The 22,966-nt window shown below is 42.6% G+C and carries 29 protein-coding genes and 1 riboswitch; of the genes, 25 read left to right on the forward strand and 4 right to left on the reverse strand.

From position 1 onward, the window contains the following. Positions 1-9: 9 nt before the first annotated feature. The 15 genes from deoB to lysA all read left to right on the forward strand — a co-directional run bounded on the left by deoB (position 10) and on the right by lysA (position 12,974). Entirely contained in the window at positions 10-1,197 is a 1,188-nt protein-coding gene (deoB, locus tag E2R53_RS02645; RefSeq protein ID WP_133310278.1) for a phosphopentomutase, read from the forward strand. Positions 1,198-1,210: 13 nt separating this feature from the next. Next, the gene (locus E2R53_RS02650; RefSeq protein ID WP_133310279.1) at positions 1,211-2,038 is read left to right on the forward strand and encodes a purine-nucleoside phosphorylase; all 828 of its coding nucleotides are present in this window, start codon (positions 1,211-1,213) and stop codon (positions 2,036-2,038) included. 17 nt (positions 2,039-2,055) lie between these two features. Beyond that, on the forward strand, positions 2,056-3,360 hold the full coding sequence (locus E2R53_RS02655) for a pyrimidine-nucleoside phosphorylase (protein ID WP_133310280.1): 1,305 nt from the start codon (positions 2,056-2,058) through the stop codon (positions 3,358-3,360). A 117-nt stretch (positions 3,361-3,477) separates the two neighbouring features. Continuing rightward, positions 3,478-4,638 carry a D-alanyl-D-alanine carboxypeptidase family protein gene (locus E2R53_RS02660; protein ID WP_133310281.1) on the forward strand — a complete coding sequence of 387 codons (1,161 nt, stop codon included), beginning with the start codon at positions 3,478-3,480 and terminating at the stop codon, positions 4,636-4,638. Between the two features lie 116 nt (positions 4,639-4,754). Then, the gene (gene spoIIAA, locus E2R53_RS02665) at positions 4,755-5,108 is read left to right on the forward strand and encodes an anti-sigma F factor antagonist (protein WP_133310282.1); all 354 of its coding nucleotides are present in this window, start codon (positions 4,755-4,757) and stop codon (positions 5,106-5,108) included. Next, a complete protein-coding gene (gene spoIIAB, locus E2R53_RS02670; RefSeq protein WP_070877613.1) occupies positions 5,105-5,545 on the forward strand; it encodes an anti-sigma F factor in 441 nt (146 codons plus the stop codon). The genes spoIIAA and spoIIAB overlap by 4 nt, the downstream gene beginning before the upstream one ends. 11 nt (positions 5,546-5,556) lie before the next feature. Next, positions 5,557-6,315, forward strand: a complete 759-nt coding sequence (gene sigF / locus E2R53_RS02675) for an RNA polymerase sporulation sigma factor SigF (protein ID WP_070877612.1) — start codon at positions 5,557-5,559, stop codon at positions 6,313-6,315. Positions 6,316-6,564: 249 nt separating this feature from the next. Continuing rightward, positions 6,565-7,185, forward strand: a complete 621-nt coding sequence (locus E2R53_RS02680; RefSeq protein WP_133310283.1) for a stage V sporulation protein AA — start codon at positions 6,565-6,567, stop codon at positions 7,183-7,185. After that, a complete protein-coding gene (locus tag E2R53_RS02685; protein WP_133310284.1) occupies positions 7,175-7,597 on the forward strand; it encodes a stage V sporulation protein AB in 423 nt (140 codons plus the stop codon). The genes E2R53_RS02680 and E2R53_RS02685 overlap by 11 nt, the downstream gene beginning before the upstream one ends. 19 nt (positions 7,598-7,616) lie before the next feature. Continuing rightward, complete coding sequence (spoVAC, locus tag E2R53_RS02690; protein WP_133310285.1) at positions 7,617-8,072, forward strand: stage V sporulation protein AC; 456 nt, start codon at positions 7,617-7,619, stop codon at positions 8,070-8,072. Positions 8,073-8,090: 18 nt separating this feature from the next. Continuing rightward, positions 8,091-9,113 carry a stage V sporulation protein AD gene (gene spoVAD / locus E2R53_RS02695; protein WP_133310286.1) on the forward strand — a complete coding sequence of 341 codons (1,023 nt, stop codon included), beginning with the start codon at positions 8,091-8,093 and terminating at the stop codon, positions 9,111-9,113. Then, complete coding sequence (gene spoVAE / locus E2R53_RS02700; RefSeq protein ID WP_133310287.1) at positions 9,113-9,463, forward strand: stage V sporulation protein AE; 351 nt, start codon at positions 9,113-9,115, stop codon at positions 9,461-9,463. Before spoVAD ends, spoVAE begins: the two co-directional genes overlap by 1 nt. Positions 9,464-9,472: 9 nt before the next feature. After that, complete coding sequence (locus E2R53_RS02705; protein WP_133310288.1) at positions 9,473-10,078, forward strand: stage V sporulation protein AE; 606 nt, start codon at positions 9,473-9,475, stop codon at positions 10,076-10,078. Further along, positions 10,038-11,513 (forward strand): spore germination protein, encoded by a 1,476-nt coding sequence (locus E2R53_RS02710; RefSeq protein ID WP_133310289.1) that lies wholly within the window; start codon positions 10,038-10,040, stop codon positions 11,511-11,513. The genes E2R53_RS02705 and E2R53_RS02710 overlap by 41 nt, the downstream gene beginning before the upstream one ends. A gap of 138 nt (positions 11,514-11,651) precedes the next feature. Next, positions 11,652-12,974: a diaminopimelate decarboxylase gene (gene lysA / locus E2R53_RS02715; RefSeq protein WP_133310290.1), complete on the forward strand. Its 1,323-nt coding sequence runs from the start codon at positions 11,652-11,654 to the stop codon at positions 12,972-12,974. 41 nt (positions 12,975-13,015) lie between these two features. Here lysA and E2R53_RS02720 read toward each other — a convergent pair whose 3' ends face one another. Continuing rightward, positions 13,016-13,897: a DUF1002 domain-containing protein gene (locus E2R53_RS02720; protein WP_206197345.1), complete on the reverse strand. Its 882-nt coding sequence runs from the start codon at positions 13,895-13,897 to the stop codon at positions 13,016-13,018. Between the two features lie 193 nt (positions 13,898-14,090). Here E2R53_RS02720 and E2R53_RS02725 point away from each other — a divergent pair, with 193 nt between their 5' ends. Further along, a complete protein-coding gene (locus E2R53_RS02725; protein ID WP_133310291.1) occupies positions 14,091-14,525 on the forward strand; it encodes a peptidylprolyl isomerase in 435 nt (144 codons plus the stop codon). Between the two features lie 55 nt (positions 14,526-14,580). On the opposite strand, the gene E2R53_RS02730 is transcribed toward E2R53_RS02725, so the two are convergent. Then, the gene (locus tag E2R53_RS02730; protein WP_133310292.1) at positions 14,581-15,111 is read right to left on the reverse strand and encodes a ferritin; all 531 of its coding nucleotides are present in this window, start codon (positions 15,109-15,111) and stop codon (positions 14,581-14,583) included. 162 nt (positions 15,112-15,273) lie between these two features. After that, positions 15,274-15,419, forward strand: a riboswitch (FMN riboswitch). Between the two features lie 164 nt (positions 15,420-15,583). On the opposite strand from E2R53_RS02730, the gene ribD reads away from it, so the two are divergent. The 5 genes from ribD to E2R53_RS02755 all read left to right on the forward strand — a co-directional run bounded on the left by ribD (position 15,584) and on the right by E2R53_RS02755 (position 19,538). Further along, entirely contained in the window at positions 15,584-16,654 is a 1,071-nt protein-coding gene (gene ribD / locus E2R53_RS02735) for a bifunctional diaminohydroxyphosphoribosylaminopyrimidine deaminase/5-amino-6-(5-phosphoribosylamino)uracil reductase RibD (RefSeq protein WP_133311125.1), read from the forward strand. A 7-nt stretch (positions 16,655-16,661) separates the two neighbouring features. Next, on the forward strand, positions 16,662-17,306 hold the full coding sequence (gene ribE, locus E2R53_RS02740; RefSeq protein WP_133310293.1) for a riboflavin synthase: 645 nt from the start codon (positions 16,662-16,664) through the stop codon (positions 17,304-17,306). A 14-nt stretch (positions 17,307-17,320) separates the two neighbouring features. Then, positions 17,321-18,517: a bifunctional 3,4-dihydroxy-2-butanone-4-phosphate synthase/GTP cyclohydrolase II gene (locus E2R53_RS02745; protein ID WP_133310294.1), complete on the forward strand. Its 1,197-nt coding sequence runs from the start codon at positions 17,321-17,323 to the stop codon at positions 18,515-18,517. Positions 18,518-18,532: 15 nt separating this feature from the next. After that, positions 18,533-18,997: a 6,7-dimethyl-8-ribityllumazine synthase gene (gene ribH, locus E2R53_RS02750; protein WP_133310295.1), complete on the forward strand. Its 465-nt coding sequence runs from the start codon at positions 18,533-18,535 to the stop codon at positions 18,995-18,997. A 190-nt stretch (positions 18,998-19,187) separates the two neighbouring features. Then, positions 19,188-19,538 (forward strand): GNAT family N-acetyltransferase, encoded by a 351-nt coding sequence (locus E2R53_RS02755; RefSeq protein WP_133310296.1) that lies wholly within the window; start codon positions 19,188-19,190, stop codon positions 19,536-19,538. A gap of 22 nt (positions 19,539-19,560) precedes the next feature. On the opposite strand, the gene E2R53_RS02760 is transcribed toward E2R53_RS02755, so the two are convergent. Together E2R53_RS02760 and E2R53_RS02765 are read right to left on the reverse strand one after the other, a co-directional pair. Next, the gene (locus E2R53_RS02760) at positions 19,561-20,085 is read right to left on the reverse strand and encodes a DUF309 domain-containing protein (RefSeq protein WP_133310297.1); all 525 of its coding nucleotides are present in this window, start codon (positions 20,083-20,085) and stop codon (positions 19,561-19,563) included. A 110-nt stretch (positions 20,086-20,195) separates the two neighbouring features. Further along, entirely contained in the window at positions 20,196-20,285 is a 90-nt protein-coding gene (locus E2R53_RS02765; protein WP_070877596.1) for a YjcZ family sporulation protein, read from the reverse strand. A gap of 203 nt (positions 20,286-20,488) precedes the next feature. Here E2R53_RS02765 and E2R53_RS02770 point away from each other — a divergent pair, with 203 nt between their 5' ends. From E2R53_RS02770 to E2R53_RS02785, 4 genes are all read left to right on the forward strand, one after another. Continuing rightward, positions 20,489-21,238, forward strand: coding sequence for a segregation/condensation protein A (locus tag E2R53_RS02770; RefSeq protein WP_133310298.1), 750 nt, complete (start codon positions 20,489-20,491; stop codon positions 21,236-21,238). A gap of 4 nt (positions 21,239-21,242) precedes the next feature. Beyond that, complete coding sequence (scpB, locus tag E2R53_RS02775; protein WP_133310299.1) at positions 21,243-21,827, forward strand: SMC-Scp complex subunit ScpB; 585 nt, start codon at positions 21,243-21,245, stop codon at positions 21,825-21,827. A 104-nt stretch (positions 21,828-21,931) separates the two neighbouring features. Continuing rightward, the gene (locus tag E2R53_RS02780; RefSeq protein ID WP_133310300.1) at positions 21,932-22,342 is read left to right on the forward strand and encodes a hypothetical protein; all 411 of its coding nucleotides are present in this window, start codon (positions 21,932-21,934) and stop codon (positions 22,340-22,342) included. 27 nt (positions 22,343-22,369) lie between these two features. Beyond that, positions 22,370-22,858, forward strand: a complete 489-nt coding sequence (locus E2R53_RS02785; RefSeq protein ID WP_133310301.1) for a YpuI family protein — start codon at positions 22,370-22,372, stop codon at positions 22,856-22,858. Positions 22,859-22,966 lie beyond the last annotated feature (108 nt).

Here is a 22,966-nt window from a genome sequence, read left to right on the forward strand (position 1 = left end):
AGGATTTACATGTCTGATTATACATATAAAAGAATATTCCTGATTGTCATGGATTCAGTGGGAATCGGCGAAGCGCCTGATGCAGCTGATTTTGGCGACACTGGCTCACATACTCTAGGACACATTGCAGAACATATGAACGGCCTGCAAATGCCGCACATGGCGAAGCTTGGATTGAGCAATATTGAAGAAATCCAAGGGATACCTGTGCAGGAAAAACCTCAAGCTTTCTATACGAAAATGAAGGAAGCATCTAACGGCAAAGATACGATGACAGGTCACTGGGAGATCATGGGTCTTCAGATTGAAACACCATTTAAAGTATTCCCTGATGGATTCCCTGATGAATTAATCGGGGCTCTTGAAGAAAAAACAGGTCGAAAAATCATCGGCAACAAACCTGCTTCAGGAACGGAGATTTTAGATGAACTGGGCGAAGAGCACATGAAAACAGGAGCTCTTATTGTTTATACGTCTGCAGATTCCGTCTTGCAAATAGCCGCACATGAAGACATTGTTCCGATTGAAGAGCAGCTGAAAATCTGTGAAATGGCCCGCGAAATGACACTTGATGAAAAGTATATGGTAGGCCGCGTGATTGCACGTCCGTTTGTAGGCAATCCGGGGAACTTCCAAAGAACGCCTAATCGTCATGATTATGCCTTAAAGCCGTTTGAGAGAACGGTTATGAATGAGCTGAAGGACGGAGGTCTCGATGTTATCGCAATCGGTAAAATCTCTGATATTTATGACGGAGAAGGAATTACAGATGCACTTCGCACGAAATCCAATATGGATGGCATGGACAAGATTGCTGAAACAGCTGATCGCGACTTCACTGGTCTGAGTTTTGTCAATCTTGTAGACTTCGATGCACTTTTCGGTCACAGACGCGATCCTGAAGGCTACGGTCTTGCGCTTCAAGAGTATGATGCGCGTCTTCCTGAACTGCTCTCTAAATTAAAAGAAGATGATCTCTTAATTATTACAGCTGACCACGGCAATGATCCTGTTCATCACGGGACAGACCACACGCGTGAATACGTTCCGCTGCTCGCTTACAGCCCAAGATTCAGCAGCGGTTCTGAGCTTCAGGTCCGTGAAACGTTTGCAGATATTGGGGCTACAATTGCTGACAACTTTAAAGTGAGCATGCCAAAGCACGGAAAAAGTTTCTTAATGGAATTAAAGAATTAAGGGGGAGCGGTAAATGAATCTTCAGGAAATCAAACAATCTGCGCAATTTATGAAAGAAAAAGTAAAAGACCTGCCTGAGATCGGGTTGATTTTAGGATCTGGCCTTGGAGTACTTGCTGATGAGATCGAAAATGCGGTGAAAATCCCCTATGAGGAAATCCCTGATTTTCCTGTTTCGACTGTTGAAGGCCACGCAGGACAGCTTGTATTCGGCACATTAAAAGGTGCTAACGTTGTTGCCATGCAGGGACGTTTCCATTTTTACGAAGGATACGACATGAAAAAAGTGACGTTCCCTGTGCGTGTGCTGAAGGAAATGGGTGTAAACACGATCATTGTTACAAATGCTGCTGGCGGAGTAAATGAATCGTTTGAACCTGGTGATTTAATGATTATTTCTGATCATATTAATAATATGGGGACAAGCCCATTAATCGGACCAAATGATTCTGATCTAGGCGTCCGTTTCCCTGATATGTCTCAGGCATACAGCAGAGAGCTCAGAACGCTTGCTAGAAATGCGGCTTCCGAGCTTGGCATAAAAGTTCAGGAAGGTGTCTATGTAGGAAACACAGGACCTGCATATGAAACGCCTGCAGAGGTGCGTCTTGCACGCGTGCTTGGAGGAGATGCTGTCGGCATGTCAACAGTTCCCGAAGTTATCGTAGCCAATCATGCAGGGATGAAAGTGCTTGGGATTTCATGCATCTCAAATATGGCAGCCGGTATATTAGACCAGCCATTATCACATGATGAAGTTATGGAAACGACTGAAAAAGTAAAAGCTAATTTCTTGAATCTAGTGAAGAAAATTGTTTCAGACATACACGAATCAAACTGACAAAGGGTGGGTAAATCATGAGAATCGTTGACTTAATTGAAAAAAAACGTGACGGCAAGGAACTGACGAAAGAAGAAATCAGCTTTATCATCAAAGGCTATACAAACGGGGATATTCCGGATTATCAAATGAGTGCTTTAACAATGGCCATCTATTTTAAAGGAATGACAAAGGAAGAGCGCGCTCAATTGACGATGGAGATGGTTCATTCTGGCGATACGATTGATCTAAGCAAAATCGAAGGCATTAAAGTTGATAAGCACAGCACAGGCGGCGTAGGCGATACAACGACTCTTGTGCTGGGACCTCTTGTTGCTGCAGTCGGTGTTCCGGTTGCTAAAATGTCAGGCCGCGGTCTTGGCCATACTGGAGGCACAATCGATAAGCTTGAAGCTGTTCCTGGCTTCCACGTTGAAATCGAAAACGATGAGTTCATCAAATTGGTCAACCAAAATAAAATTGCTGTCATTGGCCAAAGCGGAAACCTGACTCCAGCTGATAAAAAGCTTTACGCTTTGCGTGATGTAACAGCTACAGTTGACAGCATTCCATTAATTGCAAGCTCGATCATGAGCAAAAAAATCGCTGCAGGTGCAGATGCGATCGTTCTGGATGTGAAAACAGGAGCAGGCGCATTTATGAAAGATCTTGATGATGCGAGAGAGCTTGCTCAGGCTATGGTTGAAATCGGAAATGCTGTCGGCCGCAAAACAATGGCTGTTATTTCAGACATGAGCCAGCCGCTTGGCTATGCAATCGGGAACGCTTTAGAAATTAAAGAAGCGATTGATACATTAAAAGGCGAAGGACCTGAGGATCTTCATGAGCTTTGCTTAACGCTTGGAAGCTACATGGTATTCTTGGCTGAAAAAGCCTCTTCACTTGAGGAAGCAAGAGCGATGCTTGAGGAAGTTATCCAAAATGGAAAAGCGCTTGAAACACTGAAAATCTTCTTAGAAGCTCAAGGCGGAGACGGTTCAGTTGTGGATGATCCAAGCAAGATGCCTCAGGCAAGCTACAAAGTAGAACTTGAAGCAAAAGAAGACGGCTTCGTTTCTGAGATTGTGGCAGATTCTGTTGGAGTTGCAGCAATGTGGCTTGGTGCAGGACGAGCAACAAAAGAATCAGAAATTGACCTTGCTGTAGGCCTGATGCTGAATAAAAAAATCGGGGATGCTGTTAAAAAAGGCGATTCGCTAGTAACGATTTACAGCAATCAGCAAGATGTAGAACAAGTAAAAACAAAGCTGTATGAAAGCATTAAAGTAACAGCTGACTCAGTAAAAGCACCGCCGCTTGTTCACGATACAATTAAAGAATAATATGACATGAAAGCCGGGAGAAAATCCCGGCTTTTTGTATGCAATTTTTTCTTGTCCGCAAGTATATTTTTTCTTCAATTGGAAAAAATGGGGTGTATAAGAATGGAGGGTTTGGAGATGAAACGTCTACTATCTACCGTAGCGATTAGCACCATGATATTAACCATTGCATCACCGGCATTTGCAAAAGAAGGTTCAGTACAGCTTGCAGATCAGGCAAAATCAGCTGTTCTGATTGAACGTGACACCGGAAACATTCTATATGATAAAAACAGTGATGAAAAACTTCCTCCAGCAAGTATGACGAAAATTATGACGATGCTGCTGATTATGGAAGAGATTGATAAAGGCCAGCTCAAAATGGATGAAAAAGTCCGTACAAGCGAACATGCTGCCTCTATGGGCGGCTCTCAAATTTTCCTTGAGCCTGGAGAAGAAATGACCGTTCATGAAATGCTGAAAGGAATCGCGATTGCCTCAGGAAATGATGCATCTGTAGCCATGGCTGAGAGAATTGCTGGGTCTGAAGATGCGTTTGTTGAAAAAATGAACAATCGGGCAAAAGAACTCGGGCTGAAGAACACTTCCTTTCAAAACCCGACAGGTCTTCCTGAAAAAGATCATTACAGTACAGCACACGATATGGCCGTTATGGCAAAAGAGCTGTTGAAATTTGAAGGCATTACAAAATACACAGGTCAATATGAAGATTATTTGCGTCAGGATACAGACAAAAAATTCTGGCTGGTCAATACAAACCGCCTTGTGAAATTTTATAAAGGCGTAGATGGTGTAAAAACAGGTTTTACGAATGAAGCAAAATATTGTTTAACTGCTACAGCAAAAAAAGGAAACATGCGTGTCATTGCTGTGATCATGGGTGCACCAACACCAAAAGACCGCAATGCGCAGGTGACCAAAATGCTCGATTACGCATTCAGCCAGTATGAAACACATCCTTTATTTAAACGAAATGAAGTTGTGGCGAATATGAAAATCAGCAAAGGAAACAGCAAAAATCTCAACCTTGTTACTTCAGAGCCGATTTCTGTTTTGACGAAAAAAGGCGGAAGCGTCAAAGATGTTACTCAGGAAGTTGTCATGAAACAGAATTTGCAGGCTCCTCTGAAAAAAGGGGATGAACTTGGAAAACTGATTCTGAAAAAAGACAATAAAGTCGTGGTGGAAAGCCCGCTTGTTGCTGAGGGCGACATAGACCAGGCCGGTTGGTGGACACTCTTTAAACGAGTCCTTGGAGACTTCACGAAATCAGGCTGACTGCATGAAAAAGTCTAGCTGATGTTGGCGAATCTCCACTAGTTTTGTCATAGGGCAGGAAAAGCACATCAAAACCTCGAAACAGACATTATCCAGAAATTGAAGGAGGAGTATGGATGAGTCTAGCAGTAGAGCTTGATGTAAAGCAATCTGTCCTGTGCATTCGTCTGATCGGAGAATTGGATCATCACACGGCGGAGGAATTGCGGCAGAAAGTGACAGAAATTCTTGCATCAGAAGACATTCAGCATATCGTACTGAACTTGGAGCAATTATCCTTTATGGACAGCTCTGGTTTGGGCGTAATTCTTGGAAGATATAAGCAAGTGAAGCAATTTGGCGGAGAAATGGTCGTTTGTGCAATTTCTCCTTCAGTGAAAAGACTGTTCGATATGTCTGGGCTGTTTAAAATCATTCGTCTGGAGCCATCGGAGGAAAAAGCGCTGATGACACTGGGGGTGGCATCATGAAAAATGAAATGAACCTTCAATTTTCAGCCCTCAGCCAAAATGAATCCTTCGCCCGGGTGACGGTTGCGGCATTTATTGCTCAGCTTGATCCTACGCTTGATGAGTTAACCGAAATCAAGACAGTCGTCTCTGAAGCGGTGACCAATGCCATTATTCATGGCTATGATAATGATCCAAGCGGTATTGTTTACATCTCAGTAACACTAGAAGACAGTGTGGTCAGGCTGTCGATCAGAGATGAGGGCATGGGAATACCGGATGTAGAGGAAGCAAGACAGCCGCTTTATACCACAAAGCCTGAACTAGAACGATCAGGTATGGGTTTTACAATCATGGAGAATTTCATGGATGAAGTGCAGATTGAATCATCAAAATCACGGGGTACAGCGGTAAAGCTTACAAAACACTTATCGAAAAGCAAAGCTTTAGTAAATTAAGGAGACTTGCTATGGATGTGGAGGTCAAGAACGATATCTCAAAAACACAGTTAAAGGACCATGAAGTGAAAGAGTTGATTAAGCGCAGCCAGCAGGGCGATCAAACAGCCAGAGATACCATAGTTGAGAAAAACATGCGTCTTGTGTGGTCTGTTGTTCAGAGGTTTTTAAATCGGGGCTATGAAGCAGATGACCTGTTTCAAATTGGCTGCATCGGCCTTTTGAAATCGGTCGATAAGTTTGATTTATCCTACGATGTGAAATTCTCAACCTATGCTGTACCGATGATTATTGGTGAAATTCAGCGCTTTATCAGAGATGACGGCACAGTAAAAGTGAGCCGTTCCCTAAAAGAACTGGGCAATAAAATCAGAAGGGCCAAAGATGATTTATCCAAATCATTAGGCAAGGTGCCGACTGTTTCTGAAATAGCAGCCTACCTTGAAATCACATCTGAAGAAGTCGTCCTTGCACAAGAAGCGGTACGTGCACCTTCCTCCATCCATGAAACCGTTTATGAAAATGACGGTGACCCCATCACTCTCCTTGATCAAATCGCTGATTCAGGAGAGACGAAATGGTTTGATAAAATTGTCCTGAAGGATGCAATCAAAGAGCTCGATGAACGTGAAAAGCTGATTGTTTATTTAAGGTATTACAAAGACCAGACACAATCAGAAGTTGCTGAGCGGCTGGGGATCTCACAAGTTCAAGTATCGAGGCTGGAGAAGAAAATTCTCCAGCAGATGAAAGACCGCATGGATCAATAACTATGGAAAAGACATGTCCAATATGGATGTGTCTTTTTTGCTTTTTAGAAAATAAAAGCAGAATAAGCGGGCATACTTTTTTAGAACATTGAATCATTAAATCTGTCCAGCGAGTAAGAAGCCTTTTCCGGAGAATCACTGCACCTACGAACCCTTTGGTAATTAATGGACCATCCGAGCAATCTGCATGATATAAATTCTTCCAATGCATACTACAGATACAATCCTATTTTCAGGAAGTGAAATGTGATGGAAAAAACGGTGTACATCAGACTGCGTCATCGCGTACAAGTCCATCCGGACGATTGTATTACCGTCTCTAAGATTGCCCAGATTGTTGCCGGAAAGCAGCTTCGCGACATGATTGGAGAACTTGAGGTCCATAAAGTTCAGCCAAGTGACAAAAATATTGTTGTGATTGATGTCATGCGCGTGTTGTCTGAAGTACATAAAACAGATCCTGATATCGATGTTCAGGCGGTTGGACCGGCACAGACGATTGTTGAAATTATGTATCAAAAGAAAACGTATTCTCCTGTTTTATTCGCACTCGTTTGGCTGCTGCTCTTTGTGGGTGCAGCTCTTGCGATTATGAATTTTCACGAAGATGTCAGCATGCAGCTTGTGCATAAGCGTCTTTATACCATTATTACAGGTGAGACATCAGAACATCCTCTTTTATTGCAGATTCCTTATTCTATAGGCCTCGGTTTAGGGATGATTCTTTTCTTCAATCACCTTTTCAAGAAAAGAATTAATGAAGAGCCAAGTCCTCTTGAGGTAGAAATGTTCAACTACCAGCTTGATATGGATATGTACGTATCTATGAAAGAAAATAAAGAGAGCATGAAGAAAATTGATGACAATTAATATTCTGATCACCATTTTCATCGGACTCTCGGGAGGTCTTGCAGTCGGCTCTGGCTTTGTAGCCTTTTTAACTGTGCTTGGCATCATACCCAGGTTAACGCAGCTGACGAAAACAGTCGATCTGATACAAGCATATGAATGGGCCATCGTAGCTGGTGCCCTTACAGGAGGATGGGTAAGTCTCAGGGACTCCAAACTTTACTTATCAGAGTATTTTCTAGTACCGATTGGATTAATTAATGGAATCTTTATCGGAATGCTTGCAGCCGCGCTGACAGAAGTTTTAAATGTCTTTCCAATTATGGCTAAACGGATAGGGATTGCTGATAAAATCGTGATCCTTTTAATGGCCATTGTTTTTGGCAAAGTAGCAGGCTCGTTGTTTCACTGGCTTTATTTTGTTGACCAATAAGACATGAGAGGAGAAAGAAATGAGTACCTCTAAATTGAAAGATGATTATAAAAACAACATTAAAAGCTATCAGCCTAAGCCGCCTTATCTTTTGAACTGCATTAAGGCTTTCGTTGTTGGAGGCTTGATTTGCACCTTAGGGCAGGCTATTCAGAATATGTATATGACCTTTTTTGACTTTACTGAAAAAACAGCGGGGAATCCGACTGTTGCCACTTTAATTCTCATTTCAGCACTGCTGACTGGCTTTGGTATTTATGATCGAATCGGACAATTTGCCGGTGCGGGGTCAGCTGTTCCTGTTACTGGATTTGCAAACTCCATGACAAGTGCGGCGCTTGAGCACCGCAGTGAGGGGTTAGTTCTCGGGGTGGCTACGAACATGTTTAAACTGGCAGGCTCAGTTATTGTTTTTGGGGTTGTTGCAGCATATGTTGTTGGAATTATCCGGTATCTATATGGATTGGCATTTTAACGAGGAGGTGTCTCTGCAATGAGGCTGACTGGAAAACAGACATGGCAATTTGAGAATCAGATTTATGTGCAGTCAAGCGGTACAGCTGTCGGTCCGAAAGAAGCAGATGGGCCATTTGGAAAATTGTACGACAAAACCTATGATAATCTTCACTGTGATGAGGATAATTGGGAGCTTGCGGAAAGACGTTTAATGGAAGATGCGATTGAACATGCATTGAAAAAAGGAAATTATACGAAAGAGGACATCGATTTTTTCCTTGCTGGGGATCTATTAAACCAAAACGTGACGGCAAATTATACGGCCAGGCAAAATAAGATTCCTTTTCTATGTATGTTCGGTGCCTGTTCAACTTCAATGGAAACGCTCGCCGTAAGCTCAGCGCTTGTAGACGGGGGATTTGCGAATCGCGTCATGGCAGCTACGAGCAGCCATAATGCAACAGCTGAAAGACAATTCCGTTATCCAACAGAATATGGCGGGCAAAAACCGGATACTGCGCAATCGACCATTTCAGGTTCAGGGGCTGTCATCGTAAGCCGTGATCCGAGTGACATTATGATTACTTCCGCAACGATAGGAAGAGTGGCGGATCTTGGGATTACAGACCCATTTGATATGGGGTCTGCGATGGCGCCGGCAGCTGCCGATACCATCGCGCAGCATTTTAAAGATTTGAACAGTAAGCCTGAAGACTACGATTTGATTGTGACAGGTGATTTGGCGTCTGTCGGAAGCCCGATTCTAAAGGACCTGCTGAAAGAAGAAGGCTACGACGTTTATGCAAATCATAATGACTGCGGATTAATGATTTACCGACCTGATCAAAATGTTTTTGCAGGCGGAAGCGGATGCGGGTGTTCTGCAGTTGTCACCTACAGCCACATTTTTAATGAACTAAAGAGCGGAAACCTTAATCGTGTGATGGTTGTAGCAACAGGTGCTCTGCTTAGCCCGACAATGATTCAGCAAAAAGAGTCGATACCGACTATTGCACATGGCGTCGTGTTTGAACGTGTGAACAGGGGTGTGATCGGATAATGGAATATTTAATTGCGTTTGTCGTAGGCGGAGCAATATGTGTCATCGGCCAGCTGCTCCTTGACGTGGCAAAATTGACGCCGGCTCATGTCATGAGTTCGTTTGTTGTAGCTGGTGCCATTCTTGACGGCTTTGGGATCTATGATAATTTTATTGAATTTGCAGGGGCAGGGGCCACTGTTCCAATTACAAGCTTTGGACATTCTTTGCTGCATGGTGCAATGCATCAAGCAGATGAACATGGCATTATCGGAATCGGAATCGGAATTTTCGAATTGACATCAGCGGGGATTTCTTCAGCAATCGTTTTTGCATTTTTTGTAGCACTTATTTTCAAACCGAAAGGATAAGATCATCCTATGACAGAAACGAGAAGGGTCATATTAGTAACAGACGGGGATGTTTATGCAGCTAAAACCATTGCGTATGCTGCAAAGCAGATCGGCGGGAGGTGCATCTCTCAGTCAAAAGGCAATCCAACTTTTTTAACGGGGCCTGAGATTGTGAAGTTAATTTTGAAAACACCTTATGACCCTGTTTTTGTCATGTTTGATGATTGCGGTTTATTGGAAGAGGGACCAGGTGAAAGAGCGATGCAGTACGTAGCGGAACATCCGCAGGTTGATGTGCTTGGTGTGATTGCCGTTGCAGCAAAAACGCACGGATCAGAGTGGACGAATATTGACGTTTCCATTGACCGTGACGGGCTTATCTCTGAGTACGGAGTGGATAAGAGCGGAATCCGTGAATTTGAGGTAGGGAAAATGACTGGAGATACGGTGTATTGCCTAGACAAACTGGATGTACCTATCATAGTCGGCATTGGGGACATCGGTAAAATGTCCCGTAAAGACAGTTTAGATCATGGATCACCGATCACTATGAAGGCGGTAGAACTGATTCTTGAAAGGAGCGGCATGGCAGATGAGCGAAAACGTGAAACAAAAGACATCAATCTCTCCTAAGCTCGTTGTAAATGAGAATTATTTTAAAAATCATGTAGGATTAAATCAGAGTTTTGACTTGGGTGTCCGCAAAATTACTGTGATGGGCATTGGCGTGAATCTGTATTATGTCAATGGACTTTGCGATACCTCCTACATCATTCAGCTTTTAAAAGAATTAATTGAGATAAATGATTATGAACACGAGAAGATGAAAGTAAACGAAATCGTCGAAAACCGCTTAGTGAATCAGCAGGTTCAAAGAATTAAAACAATCGATGAAGCCGTTGATCAAGTGCTGTCAGGCCTTGTCGTCTTTATGATTGAAGGGTGCGATTACGGGCTGGTTGTTGATGTAAGGAGCTATCCCGGCAGAAACCCTGAGGAACCGGATACTGAAAAAGTCGTAAGGGGATCAAGAGACGGATTTGTAGAGAATATCATTGTGAATACAGCCCTTATCCGAAGAAGAATCAGGGATGAACGCTTACGGTATTCGATGATGAAGGTCGGTGAGCGTTCTAAAACGGATATCTGTCTTTGTTACATAGAAGATGTTGCTGACCCGAATTTGATAGAAGTTGTTAAAAAAGAGCTCGAAACCATTAAAATTGACGGTCTGACTATGGCGGATAAAACGGTGGAAGAATTTTTAGTCAAGCAGGGCTATAATCCTTATCCCCTTGTCAGATATACAGAGCGGGCAGATGTAGCAGCCAATCATTTATTAGAAGGGCATGTATTAATTATTGTGGATACATCACCAAGTGTGATCATAACCCCGACAACCTTCTTTCATCACGTGCAGCATGCAGAAGAGTACCGCCAGGCGCCTGCTGTCGGAACGTTTTTAAGGTGGGTTCGTTTCCTTGGGATTATCGGTTCAATTCTAATCGTTCCCTTGTGGTTTATGTACGTGCTTCAGCCTTCTTTGCTGCCTGAGAACATTGCCTATATCGGACCGAATGAGCAAAAGAATATACCGATTGTCGTTCAGATATTCATGGCCGATCTGGGGATCGAATTTTTAAGGATGGCAGCCATCCATACACCAACCGCCCTGTCTGTTGCAATGGGATTAATTGCAGCGGCATTGATCGGGCAAATCGCAATCGATGTGGGGCTCTTTGTACCTGAAGTTATTTTATATGTGGCCATTGCTGCAATCGGCACATTTGCCACTCCAAGCTATGAGCTCAGCATCGCCAATAAGATGATGCGGCTTGTTCTGCTGCTGTCAGTTGCATTATTCAAGGCAGAAGGATTGGTCATTGGCGCAACCGTCATCTTTTTATTCCTGACACACATCCGGTCTCTGAATACGCCATACCTATGGCCATTCCTTCCATTTAATCCGAAAGCATTCTGGCAGATTTTAATTCGCACATCTGTTCCTGGAGCGAAAATCAGGCCTAGTATTGTCCATCCTCAAAATGTAAGAAAACAGCCCCGCTGAGATTGAAAGTACATGGCTTTTGTGATATTGTAAGCTTAATTTACCTGAAGGAAACGAATAAAAGGACAGTTGTTAAAGCCATGAGTCAGCGACTGTCTTTTTATCCTTTTTACCCGAGATGAAAGAGGGAATGTTAAATTGTTCTTACATGGAAGCAGTAAAGTTAACGAGCGGAATCACCTGGAAATCGGCGGAGTCGATGCGGCCGAACTTGCATCGAAATATGGAACACCCCTGTACATCTATGATGTTGCGCTTATTCGCGACCGTGCGAGAAGCTTTAAGAATACATTTGAAAAGCTTGGCGTAAAAGCGCAGGTAGCCTATGCAAGTAAAGCCTTTTCATCCGTTGCGATGTTTCAGCTGGTTGAAGAAGAGGGATTATCACTGGATGTAGTTTCAGGGGGAGAGCTTTATACGGCTGTTACAGCGGGTTTCCCTGCCGGCAGAATCCACTTTCATGGAAATAATAAGAGTAAAGAAGAATTAGAAATGGCGATCAAGCTGAAAATCGGCTGTATCGTGGTTGATAATTTTCACGAAATAGAGCTTCTGAAAGAACTTGCTGCAAAAGAAAATACAGTCGTGCCGATTCTGCTCAGGGTTACTCCTGGAGTTGAAGCGCATACGCATGATTATATTACAACAGGGCAAGAGGATTCAAAATTTGGGTTTGATCTGCAAAATGGTCAAGTAGAACGTGCGATGGAAAATGTTCTTTCTTCCTCTGCCTTCAACATGCTGGGCTACCATTGCCACATTGGATCACAAATCTTTGATGCAACCGGTTTCGTTCTTGCTGCAGAAAAAATCTTCACTAAAGTCAGCTATTGGAGAGATACCTTCCAGTATGAACCGAAAGTAGTGAACTTGGGCGGGGGATTTGGCATCCGCTACACGGATGAGGATGAACCGCTTCCGGCTACTTATTATGTTGAAAAAATTGTTAAAAGCATAAAAGGTCTTGTAGCTGAAAGCGGCATTGAGATGCCGGAAATCTGGATTGAGCCGGGCCGTTCACTTGTTGGCGATGCCGGAACAACCATCTATTCCATCGGGTCTGAAAAAGAAGTGCCGAATATCCGCAAGTATGTATCTGTTGACGGCGGAATGAGCGATAACCTTCGCCCAGCCCTCTATCAGGCAAAATATGAAGCGGCGCTTGCAAACCGCATGAATGATAAAAATGATGAGTCTGTTTCAATCGCAGGAAAATGCTGTGAAAGCGGCGATATGCTGATTTGGGATCTGCCGCTTCCAAAGGCAAACCCTGATGATCTGCTGGCTGTATTCTGTACAGGAGCATACGGCTATTCCATGGCGAACAATTATAACCGCATTCCGCGTCCTCCGGTTGTTTTTGCGGAAAATGGAGAAGAACAGCTTGTGATTAAAAGAGAAACGTATCAGGATTTAGTTGCGCTTGATCTGCCTTTAAAATCAAAAGTGACGCAAAGTTAAACTGAAAAAAAGACGAGCCAGCCGGCTCGTCTTTTTTCAGTTTATGCATTATCTTTATTGCTGAAAATGGAGATGATTGCATTCCAAAGGGCAATGAAGAACTCCTTAAGCTGATCCAGGAAGTTTTGTCCTTCCTCTGAATCTATAAAGTTAGAAATCTTATCTTTTGCTTTATCAAGCTGCTGTCCTACTTGATCCCAGTCAACGTTGACTTCTTTCATTTTGTTAAATAATTCAACAAGACTGTTAATTTCTTCTTCTGACAGAGTGATGCCAAGGTCGCTTGCTGCTTTTTCAATTAATTCGCGGAATTCCGCATCTGTTTCAGGCACGCCATTATTTGCGATTTCTTCTTTGATTTTCGCCATAAGCGCACTCGCATTTTCTTCGCCGACTTTATCTCCAAGCTCTGCTGTTTTGACAAGCTCTTCGTTTGCCACCTGCTTGACTTCTTCTGGAATGGCTTCATCCGAAGTAACTTCGTATGCTTTTAATAATCCGGTGAGCGCCGCCGTTCCGGAAACTTCAAAAGGAGCGGTAACCTGGATTGTTGCATCCTTTACACCAGCTGTCATAAGGGCATTCAAGTACATTTCATCTGTTACCCAATTAATATTTTGTGTATCTACTTCAAGACCTGATCCGCTTTTTTCGATTGTAATGGCTGATGATGAAATCGCCTTTGTGCCAATCTGGGCTTTAGGAATGTAGTTTCCTAAATATTTATGTTCTTCTTCATTCGTCACTTCAATAACCTGTGAATTGTCATCAGCGCCCATCTCGCTAAGCATAGACTGCTTCTGCTCTTCTGTTAAGTTCTTTCCGAGTGTGATAATTTTATCTCCGGCAGCTGCATCTGCAAGCCCGATCGTCGGGAACGCAAATAATGCAAGCGCCATAATAGAAACCAATATCTTTTTCAAAAAAAGACCTCCTTATTTCATGACAGCAACCTTCATTATAGTATTTTTTTCTGATTGGCGACAGAGTTTTTTGGCTGTCGTATCTTCTTGGTGAGGCGGCAGACGATCTCCTTGGCTTTCTTGAACGTATTATAGTAGAATGAATAACGTTCAGTCTATTAGACGAAAAAAAGAAGCAGGAGGTTTCATACATATGAAAAAAGGTCAAATTACAATGGAAAACGGCGATCAATTAGTGATCGAATTTTATCCTGAGGCAGCTCCAAAAACAGTTGAAAACTTTGAGAAGCTTGCAAATGAAGGTTTCTACAACGGAGTAAACTTCCACCGTGTTATTCCAGGTTTTGTTGCTCAAGGCGGAGACCCAACGGGAACAGGCGCTGGCGGTCCTGGCTACTCTATTAAATGTGAAACAGCAGGGAACCCTCACAAGCACGTGGCTGGAGCATTATCGATGGCTCATGCAGGCAAAGACACAGGCGGCAGCCAGTTCTTCATCGTTCACGAGCCGCAGCCTCATTTAAATGGCGTTCATACTGTTTTCGGCCAAGTGGTTGTGGGCATGGACAACATTTATAAAATCAAGCAAGGCGATGTTATGAAAGAAGTTAAAGTCTGGGAAGAATAAAAACGGAAAAAGCTGGCCGCATGCGGTCAGCTTTTTTTATCGCTTTTTGAAAGAGTTAACCGCCTGCACCCGCTCCTCCGGCAGCAGGCGCCGCTGCCGCTGCATTCCGCTGACCTAATTCCTGATCTAAAATAAGGATGGCGGCAGGGTTGTCTTTCGCTAATTTTAATCGATCAACAATGGTCTGAGCCTGAGCTTCTTCGTCGATTTGTTCAAGGAGAAACTCTTGAATAAATATGGCCGTTTGTTCATCTGTTTGTTTTATATAATTGTAGGCCTGGCGGTAGGAGTTTGTGACAAACTGCTCATGCTCAAGAACCTTTTGAAACGTTTCCAGTGGTGTCCCAAATTCAGATGGCTGTGCAGGAAGTGCCTGAATCTCCACTAAACCATTCTTATCCGTAACATAATCAATCAGTTTCAGCATATGTGTCCGTTCTTCCTCTGACTGCAGTCTCAGCCAAGACGCCATGCCGGTATAATTGCGGGTTGCCATATATGCAGACATGGCGAGATACAGGGTTGCAGATACATGCTCAATCTGAATTAAGTTATTGAGAAGCTTTCTTATCTGCTCATCGAGCATTCTATCCCTCCTTAAACTGGTTTATATTTTAATGTATTTATGAAAAACGGTTATATGCTAAGTAGAGTTGAGAATCAGTTAAAATTACGCTTTTAAGTTTATTCATTGCATAATTCCCACACTCTCGTTAAAATGATAGAAAGGAAAACTTCATAATTCATTGAATTCCTTCGGGGCAGGGTGAAATTCCCAACCGGCGGTGATAAAGCAAAAGCTTTTAAGTCCGTGACCCGGCTGCATTTATTGCAGGCGGTGGATCTAGTGAAAATCTGGAGCCGACAGTATAGTCTGGATGGGAGAAGGAACACAATGTGAACGCGCGGGTATTATTTTTCTGAAAAAACAGATGAATAGTACTCTTGTTTGGCATGCATATGTGACTGAAATCCCTTACAAAGCCCCAGGTATCTATTACCTTGGGCTTTTTATTTTTATTTTAAAAGGGGGCAGTGCATTGAAAGATCAGGATTATATGAAAGTGGCCCTTCAGCTTGCAGAACAAGGCTCTGGACAAACAAGTCCTAACCCGCTCGTTGGAGCTGTTGTAGTGAAAAATGGACAGATCATTGGAATGGGCGCCCATTTAAAAGCAGGCGAACCTCATGCTGAAGTACATGCTGTAAGAATGGCAGGTTCACAAGCTGAGGATTCAACCGTCTATGTGACGCTGGAGCCATGCAGTCATCACGGAAAAACACCTCCGTGTGCTGACCTGCTCATTTCTTCAAAGGTGAAAAGAGTGGTTGTTGCAGCGGAAGACCCGAATCCGCTTGTAGCAGGAAGAGGAATGAAGAAGCTTCAAGCTGCTGGAATCGAAGTGGTTTCAGGAGTATTAAAAAACGAAGCAGAAGAGCTGAATAAAGTCTTTTTCCATTACATTCAAACGAAACGTCCTTTTGTAACCCTAAAATGGGCGTGCAGCCTTGATGGGAAAACGGCTACGGTCACAGGTGAAAGCAAGTGGATAACAGGTGAATCCGCAAGGAAAGATGTTCACAAATACCGGGAACTTCATGATGCAATTTTAGCTGGCGTTGAAACCGTGATAAAAGATGATCCATCACTGACTTGCCGGCTTGAAAACCCGAAAAAGCAGCCAGTCAGAATTGTTTTGGATACGCACCTTAGAACACCGGAAACGGCTGGTTTAGTCAACGATGGCCATTCGCCTGTATGGATTATTACCGGCAGTGAAGTTTCCCCTGAAAGGATAGAGTCTTTTCAAAGGAAGAACGCGGTTATCATTCAAATGAATACTCCGGATATTGAGATAGATAATCTTCTTCACCTGCTGGGGGAAAGAAACATTACATCGCTCTTCGTAGAGGGCGGAGCCGCAGTTCATGGCAGTTTTATAAAAAGCGGGCTTTTCAATCAAGTGGTGAGTTATACTGCCCCGATGCTCATCGGCGGAAAAGAGGCCCCTCCTGCAGTAGCCGGTGCCGGCTTCAGCCGTATAAACGAGGCGATTCGACTAAGAATAAAAGAAACTGAGATACTCGGAGATGATCTTAAAATAGTCTGTGTGAAAAAAGAGGGGTGACAAGTGAATGTTTACAGGAATCATTGAGGAAATCGGCACAATCGCGAGTATGCAGGGAACAGAGAATGCAATCGAGATGACCATACATGCAGAGAAAATTACAGATGATGTGAATCTTGGAGACAGTATTTCCGTTAATGGCGTTTGTTTAACAGTAACAGCCTTCACTGCTGGATCATTTACTGTGGATGTGATGCCCGAAACAGTCAAAGCAACTTCCCTGAATTCGCTTGTGCCTGGTTCATCCGTCAATCTGGAGCGGGCGATGCCCGCCAATGGGCGCTTCGGAGGCCATTTTGTAACAGGGCATGTTGACGGAACCGGAATTATCATCCGCAAAAAGCCTTCAGCCAATGCGGTTTACTATGAGATCAAGGTGAGTAAAGAAATAACGTCATCATTAGTCATGAAAGGTTCGATAGCCATTGACGGCATCAGCCTGACCATATTTGGTTTAGAGGATGAAAAAGTAACCGTATCAATTATTCCCCACACATTGTCTGAAACGGTGCTTGGAGGCAAAAAGGCAGGGGATACCGTAAATATCGAATGCGATATGCTCGGAAAATATGTCAAAAAATTTGTGATGCAGTCAGATTCAAAATCTTCATCTTTAACACCAGACTTTCTAAAGGAAAATGGTTTTTATTAGAATGGGGGATCATCATGGCATTTCATTCCATTAAAGAAGCGTTAGACGATTTAAAACTTGGAAAAACAGTCATCGTAGTAGATGATGAAGACCGCGAAAACGAAGGTGATTTTATTGCGCTGGCTGAGTATGCAACGCCTGAGGTCATTAACTTCATGATTAAGCACGGCAGAGGGCTCGTTTGTGTGCCTCTGACAGAGGAATATGCTGAAAAGTTTAATTTTCATCCTATGGTAAATGACAATACAGATCCGCATGGAACTGCCTTTACGATCAGTATTGATTACAAAACAACCAAAACGGGAATCAGTGCATCAGAACGCTCAGAAACCATTAAAGCTATTTTAAAAGAAGATGCAGAGCCGCTTGATTTTAAAAGACCCGGGCATATATTCCCTCTCATTGCAAAAGAGGGCGGAGTTTTAAGAAGAGCAGGGCATACAGAGGCAGCGGTCGATCTGGCTAAACTCTGCGCAGTGAGCCCGGTCGGAGTCATTTGTGAAATTATTAAAGAAGATGGCGAAATGGCGCGGGTTCCTGATTTAATTGAAATTGCCAGAGAGCTTGATTTGAAAATGATTACCATCAAGGATTTAATCCATTACCGCAATATGTCAGATGCTCTCGTGAAAAGAGAAGCGGACATAAAACTCCCGACTGAATTCGGCATGTTCAGGGCAGTCGGATATTCAAATATCCTTGACGGAAAAGAACATATTGCCCTTGTTAAGGGTGAGATTTCAGATGATAAGCCGACACTTGTCCGAGTTCACTCTGAATGCCTGACCGGAGATGTATTTGGATCGAACCGGTGCGACTGCGGCCCGCAGCTGCATGCAGCGCTTGCTCAAATCGAGGAAGCCGGCAGCGGCATCCTCTTGTATATGAGACAAGAAGGCAGGGGAATCGGCCTGCTGAATAAAATGAAGGCTTATGCACTGCAGGAAGAAGGGTACGATACAGTAGAAGCCAATCACAAGCTTGGATTTGCAGATGATTTAAGAGAGTATGGGATTGGGGCTCAAATCTTAAGAGATCTTGGCGTTTCAGAAATGAAGCTGCTGACAAACAATCCTAGAAAAATAGCCGGACTTGAAGGGTATGGTCTTGCCGTAGTTGACCGCGTACCTATTCAAATGCCATCTAAGAAAGAAAATGAAGGCTACATGAAAACAAAGCATAGTAAACTTGGACACTTACTAAACTTATAATCGGAGGAACTGTACATGAAAACATATGAAGGAAATTTAGTCGGATCAGGATTAAAAGTAGCGATCATCGTAGGAAGATTCAATGAGTTTATTACAAGCAAGCTCTTAAGCGGAGCAGTAGATGCTTTAAAACGCCACGGAGTAGAAGATGAAAATGTAGAGCTTGCATGGGTGCCTGGAGCGTTTGAAATTCCGCTCGTTGCGAAAAAAATGGCTTCTTCAAACAAATACGATGCAGTTATTACTCTTGGAACTGTCATAAGAGGTTCTACAACACACTATGACTACGTCTGCAATGAAGCAGCGAAGGGAGTTTCTCAAGCTTCAATGTCTACAGGAGTGCCGGTAATCTTCGGTGTCCTGACAACCGAATCAATCGAACAGGCGATTGAAAGAGCGGGAACAAAAGCTGGGAATAAAGGCTATGAAGCTGCGGTTGCTGCGATTGAAATGGCGAATTTAATGCGTACAATGGATTAATTTTAGGCAAAAGTGTTTAAAATGGGCGGAAAACTGTTTATAATGTTCTGAGGAGTGATTCTTCTTGAATCGAGATCAAAAAGATAAAGGAAGAAATCAGGAAAGAATTTTATTTTACATTATGATAGGCGCAAGTTTATTGTTTTTGCTTTCTCTAATCGGAAGGTTATTTCGTTAATGAGGGGTTCATATGTTAATTCGCTATAAGAAAAGCTTTGAAAAAATTGCAATGGGTCTTCTGTCTTTTATGCCAAATGAAAAAGATTTAAAACATTTGCAGCAGACGATGAAACAATATGAAACAGATGAGAAATGGCAGCTGTTTCTTTGGAAAGATGAAGATATCATTGGAACAATCGGAGTAGTGTTTCAGGATGATGATCACGTGAAGATTCAGCATGTAAGTGTGAACCCTTCGCATCGCCATCAGGGAATCGGCAAGAAAATGGTGACGGCATTAAAAGAACAGTACAAGACAAAAACAGTTATTCCAGATCAACATACAAAAGCATTTTTTGAGAGATGCACAGATTGCGATTAAAAAAACAGATGAAGCATATGCTTCATCTGTTTTTTTTCTGATTGCGGATCAGGCTGCTCTTCCTTTCCGCAATCACATCGCTCCGGTCACGCATTGTATGCTTATGAATCAGGAATTCATCGGAGAGATCGCTCGGGTTCCCCCATTGCAGGCGATGCTTTGTGCAAAATTCGATGCAAGTACGAAGGAGATCGCTGTCTTCAATCGGCAGATTCACACTTTCATATGGACGTTTGTTTTCGATGTCTTTGCTTTTTTTTCTTAAAAGTTCCGCCGTCTTCTCAGGATTTAAACCAAGGGAGAGCAGAGCGTCTTTTTCCTGCTCCAATATGGCAAGGGCATTGGATATCATTCGGTGAGCGCCATTCCAGTTGCTTCTTCTGTGATGATAAAGGCCGACCGCAATTTGGATCAGACCAACCCAGTATATCTTTCTCTGACCGGGAGGATCTTCTTTCCAATATTCTTCAAGCACTTCATGGCATTCGAAGTAATCGCGGTCTCCGTGAAAATGAACAAGGTATTCTATATATGATTTCGGATACAAACCATCACCCCATTGTCTTTGCTTATGTATTGATTAGTGTAGCATAAACTCTATGACTTTCCTTTATGAAACACAAAAAGTGCTCATGAAGAGCACCTTTTGAATGAAAATTAATACAACCAAGCAGCTCCGACAATAATCAATAAAATAAACAATACAACGATTAATGCAAAGCCTGAACCGTAGCCTTTATCTCCCATTTACTTGTTCCTCCTTAAGTATCTTGCATTTACATAGGTATCTTATGTAGGTGGTCCTGTGTTTGTTTGGGCGTTTATCACAATTTTGGCCTTTTTTTGAACCGGAGGACTTCTCCCCTCTGAAAATAAGTGTTGGAGATTGGAAGCAGAATGTTCTATACTATAGGGTAGCCGACATGAATGGTACAGAATGAAGTGGTGGGATGAAGTTGCAGTACAAAGTGAAAATTGACGCATTTGAAGGGCCGCTCGATCTTCTATTGCATTTAATCAATACGCTCGAGATTGATATATACGATATACCCGTAGCTGAAATTACAGAGCAGTATATGCTTTATATACATACGATGAAAGAACTCCAGCTTGATGTAGCTTCAGAATATTTAGTAATGGCGGCAACTCTGCTCTCCATCAAAAGCGGAATGCTGCTTCCAAAGCATGAGGAAGAGCTGGTTGAGGACGAATTCGGATTTGAACCTGAGGAAGATCCGCGGGACGAACTGATGAGAAGGCTGATCGAATACAGAAAGTACAAAGAGGCGGCAGTGGATCTTAGGCATATGGAAGAAGAACGTTCTCAGGTTTATACAAAACCCCCTAGTGATTTAAGCGAGTTTGCCGGTGAGCCTGTATTTGATAAAGAATCTATGAATGTATCAATCTACGATATGCTCGGTGCCTTCCAGAAGATGATGCGGAGAAAGAAGCTTCAGAAACCATTGCAGACAAAAGTTGCACGCCAGGAAATACCGATTGAAAAGAGAATGGATGAAATCCTTATGGAATTGAAGCGGAATCCAAGGCGGCGAAAATTTACGGAGCTTTTTCCTTCCGATCAAAAGGATCACCTGGTTGTCACATTTCTTGCCATCTTGGAATTGATGAAAAAGAACAACATCATGATTGAACAAGAAGAAAATTTTTCTGATATTTATATTCTGGGGAGGTCTTAAAACCTTGGAGAAATGGAAATCCATCATTGAAGCTCTTCTATTTGCTGCAGGGGATGAAGGGCTGTCAATGAAACAGCTGACGTCCGTACTTGAAACAGAAGAGGGAACGATTTCTGAAGTCATACAGGAACTTCAGAATGATTACAAGAAAAAACAGCGCGGCATCGAATTGATTGAAGTGGCGGGAGTCTTTCAATTAACGACGAAAAAAAAGCATGCTGCCTTTTTAAAAAAACTGGTTGAAACACCCAATCACACCGCACTATCTCAGGCAGCTCTTGAAATTCTGGCGATTGTTGCATACCGTCAGCCTATAACAAGGGCTGAAATCGAAGATATCCGCGGCGTGAAATCAGAGCGTCCGCTGCAGACGCTGACTTCTAAAGTGCTTGTGAAAGAAGTGGGACGGGCTGAAGGAACAGGAAGAGCGATTTTATACGGAACGACGAAAGAATTCCTTGAATACTTCGGATTAAAAACGATAAAAGAACTTCCGCCCCTTCCTGAAAAAGATGATGATGACTCCTTTAATGAAGAAGCCGATCTCTTTTTTGAGAACTTTAATCAAACTTTTGAAGAAATCAAATAATTTACACAATAGCATCATGACCTATGATAAAATAGAGGAGAACGGGACAAAGGAATATCTTTGTTCCTTTTTTTGAATGAAAAACGCATAGGGGTGCTTGTCAGGTGATTATAAAAAATGGCAGAGGGTATGAATTAGTAAAAGAGATGCCCAATACATCCGAAGATTTTTTTAACCGCTCTGAAATCACAATTGTGTCAAAAAAGATGGAGAAAACGTTTTATGTTTTGTATGTGAGGTATTTCGAAGACAAATTCAGAGAACAGAATCCTTTGCTTTTTGAAGGATCAGACCTGAGCATTAAAGATGTAATGGCACTGATATGCATCATTCAAAACGAAGCACTTTTAGAGCGCAAAAGGCTCTATCTGAACACAGAAGAAGAATTTCTCATGTTTCTTCAGGGAATCGACCTTCGTGCAGCTATTGAATTGATTCCGGAGATGAACCGAAATCAGACGATGAAATGGTCAGAAGTTGTTCAAAAGCTAAAAACACCCATACATAAAGAATAGCTTAAGAATTTGAAAGGATGTGTTTGAATGGGAAATATGATCGTAAAAGCACAAACAGAACAAGTTGAAGTATTTTTAGGAAACGTCGTAAAGGAGCTGAATACGTTTTTAAACCATGCAACAATTTCATCATTTTTAAATGAAACAGATGGGAATGAAACTTATTATGAGGATCTTTTCCGTAATTTGAGAAGACTTTCTGTTTATTGCGAAGAGGGGCTTGAAGCTTGTCACATTGTTCTTCAAAATGAGCCTTTCAGAAAGCCGGCAGCTGAAAAAGCACTTTATAAAATTTATCATCAGTGCATTGAAGAATTTTATAATCCGAAAAATGATGTTTGGTATGAAGACAGCAGATCTGCCTATACCGGCAAGAATGCAATCAAATACCGCCACTCGGCTCCAGAATCACTTAAGGTTATGATTGCTTCATTAGAAAGCGGTTTTCAGGAAATCCGCGAAGAACTCGAATACTACGAGACGGATTACCGTACGAAAATGATCCAGTCTAAATAATAAAAAATGGCAGCTGTTCTGTTACTTGCAGAGCGGCTGTTTTTTTTACGTCTTCCTGCTAATCCATCCCTGTTTTCCCCTGCAGTTTTTCAAATTTATCGTTCATAA

It is taken from the genome of Peribacillus frigoritolerans (assembly GCF_004358755.1).
Taxonomy (GTDB): Bacteria; Bacillota; Bacilli; order Bacillales; family Bacillaceae; genus Bacillus_P.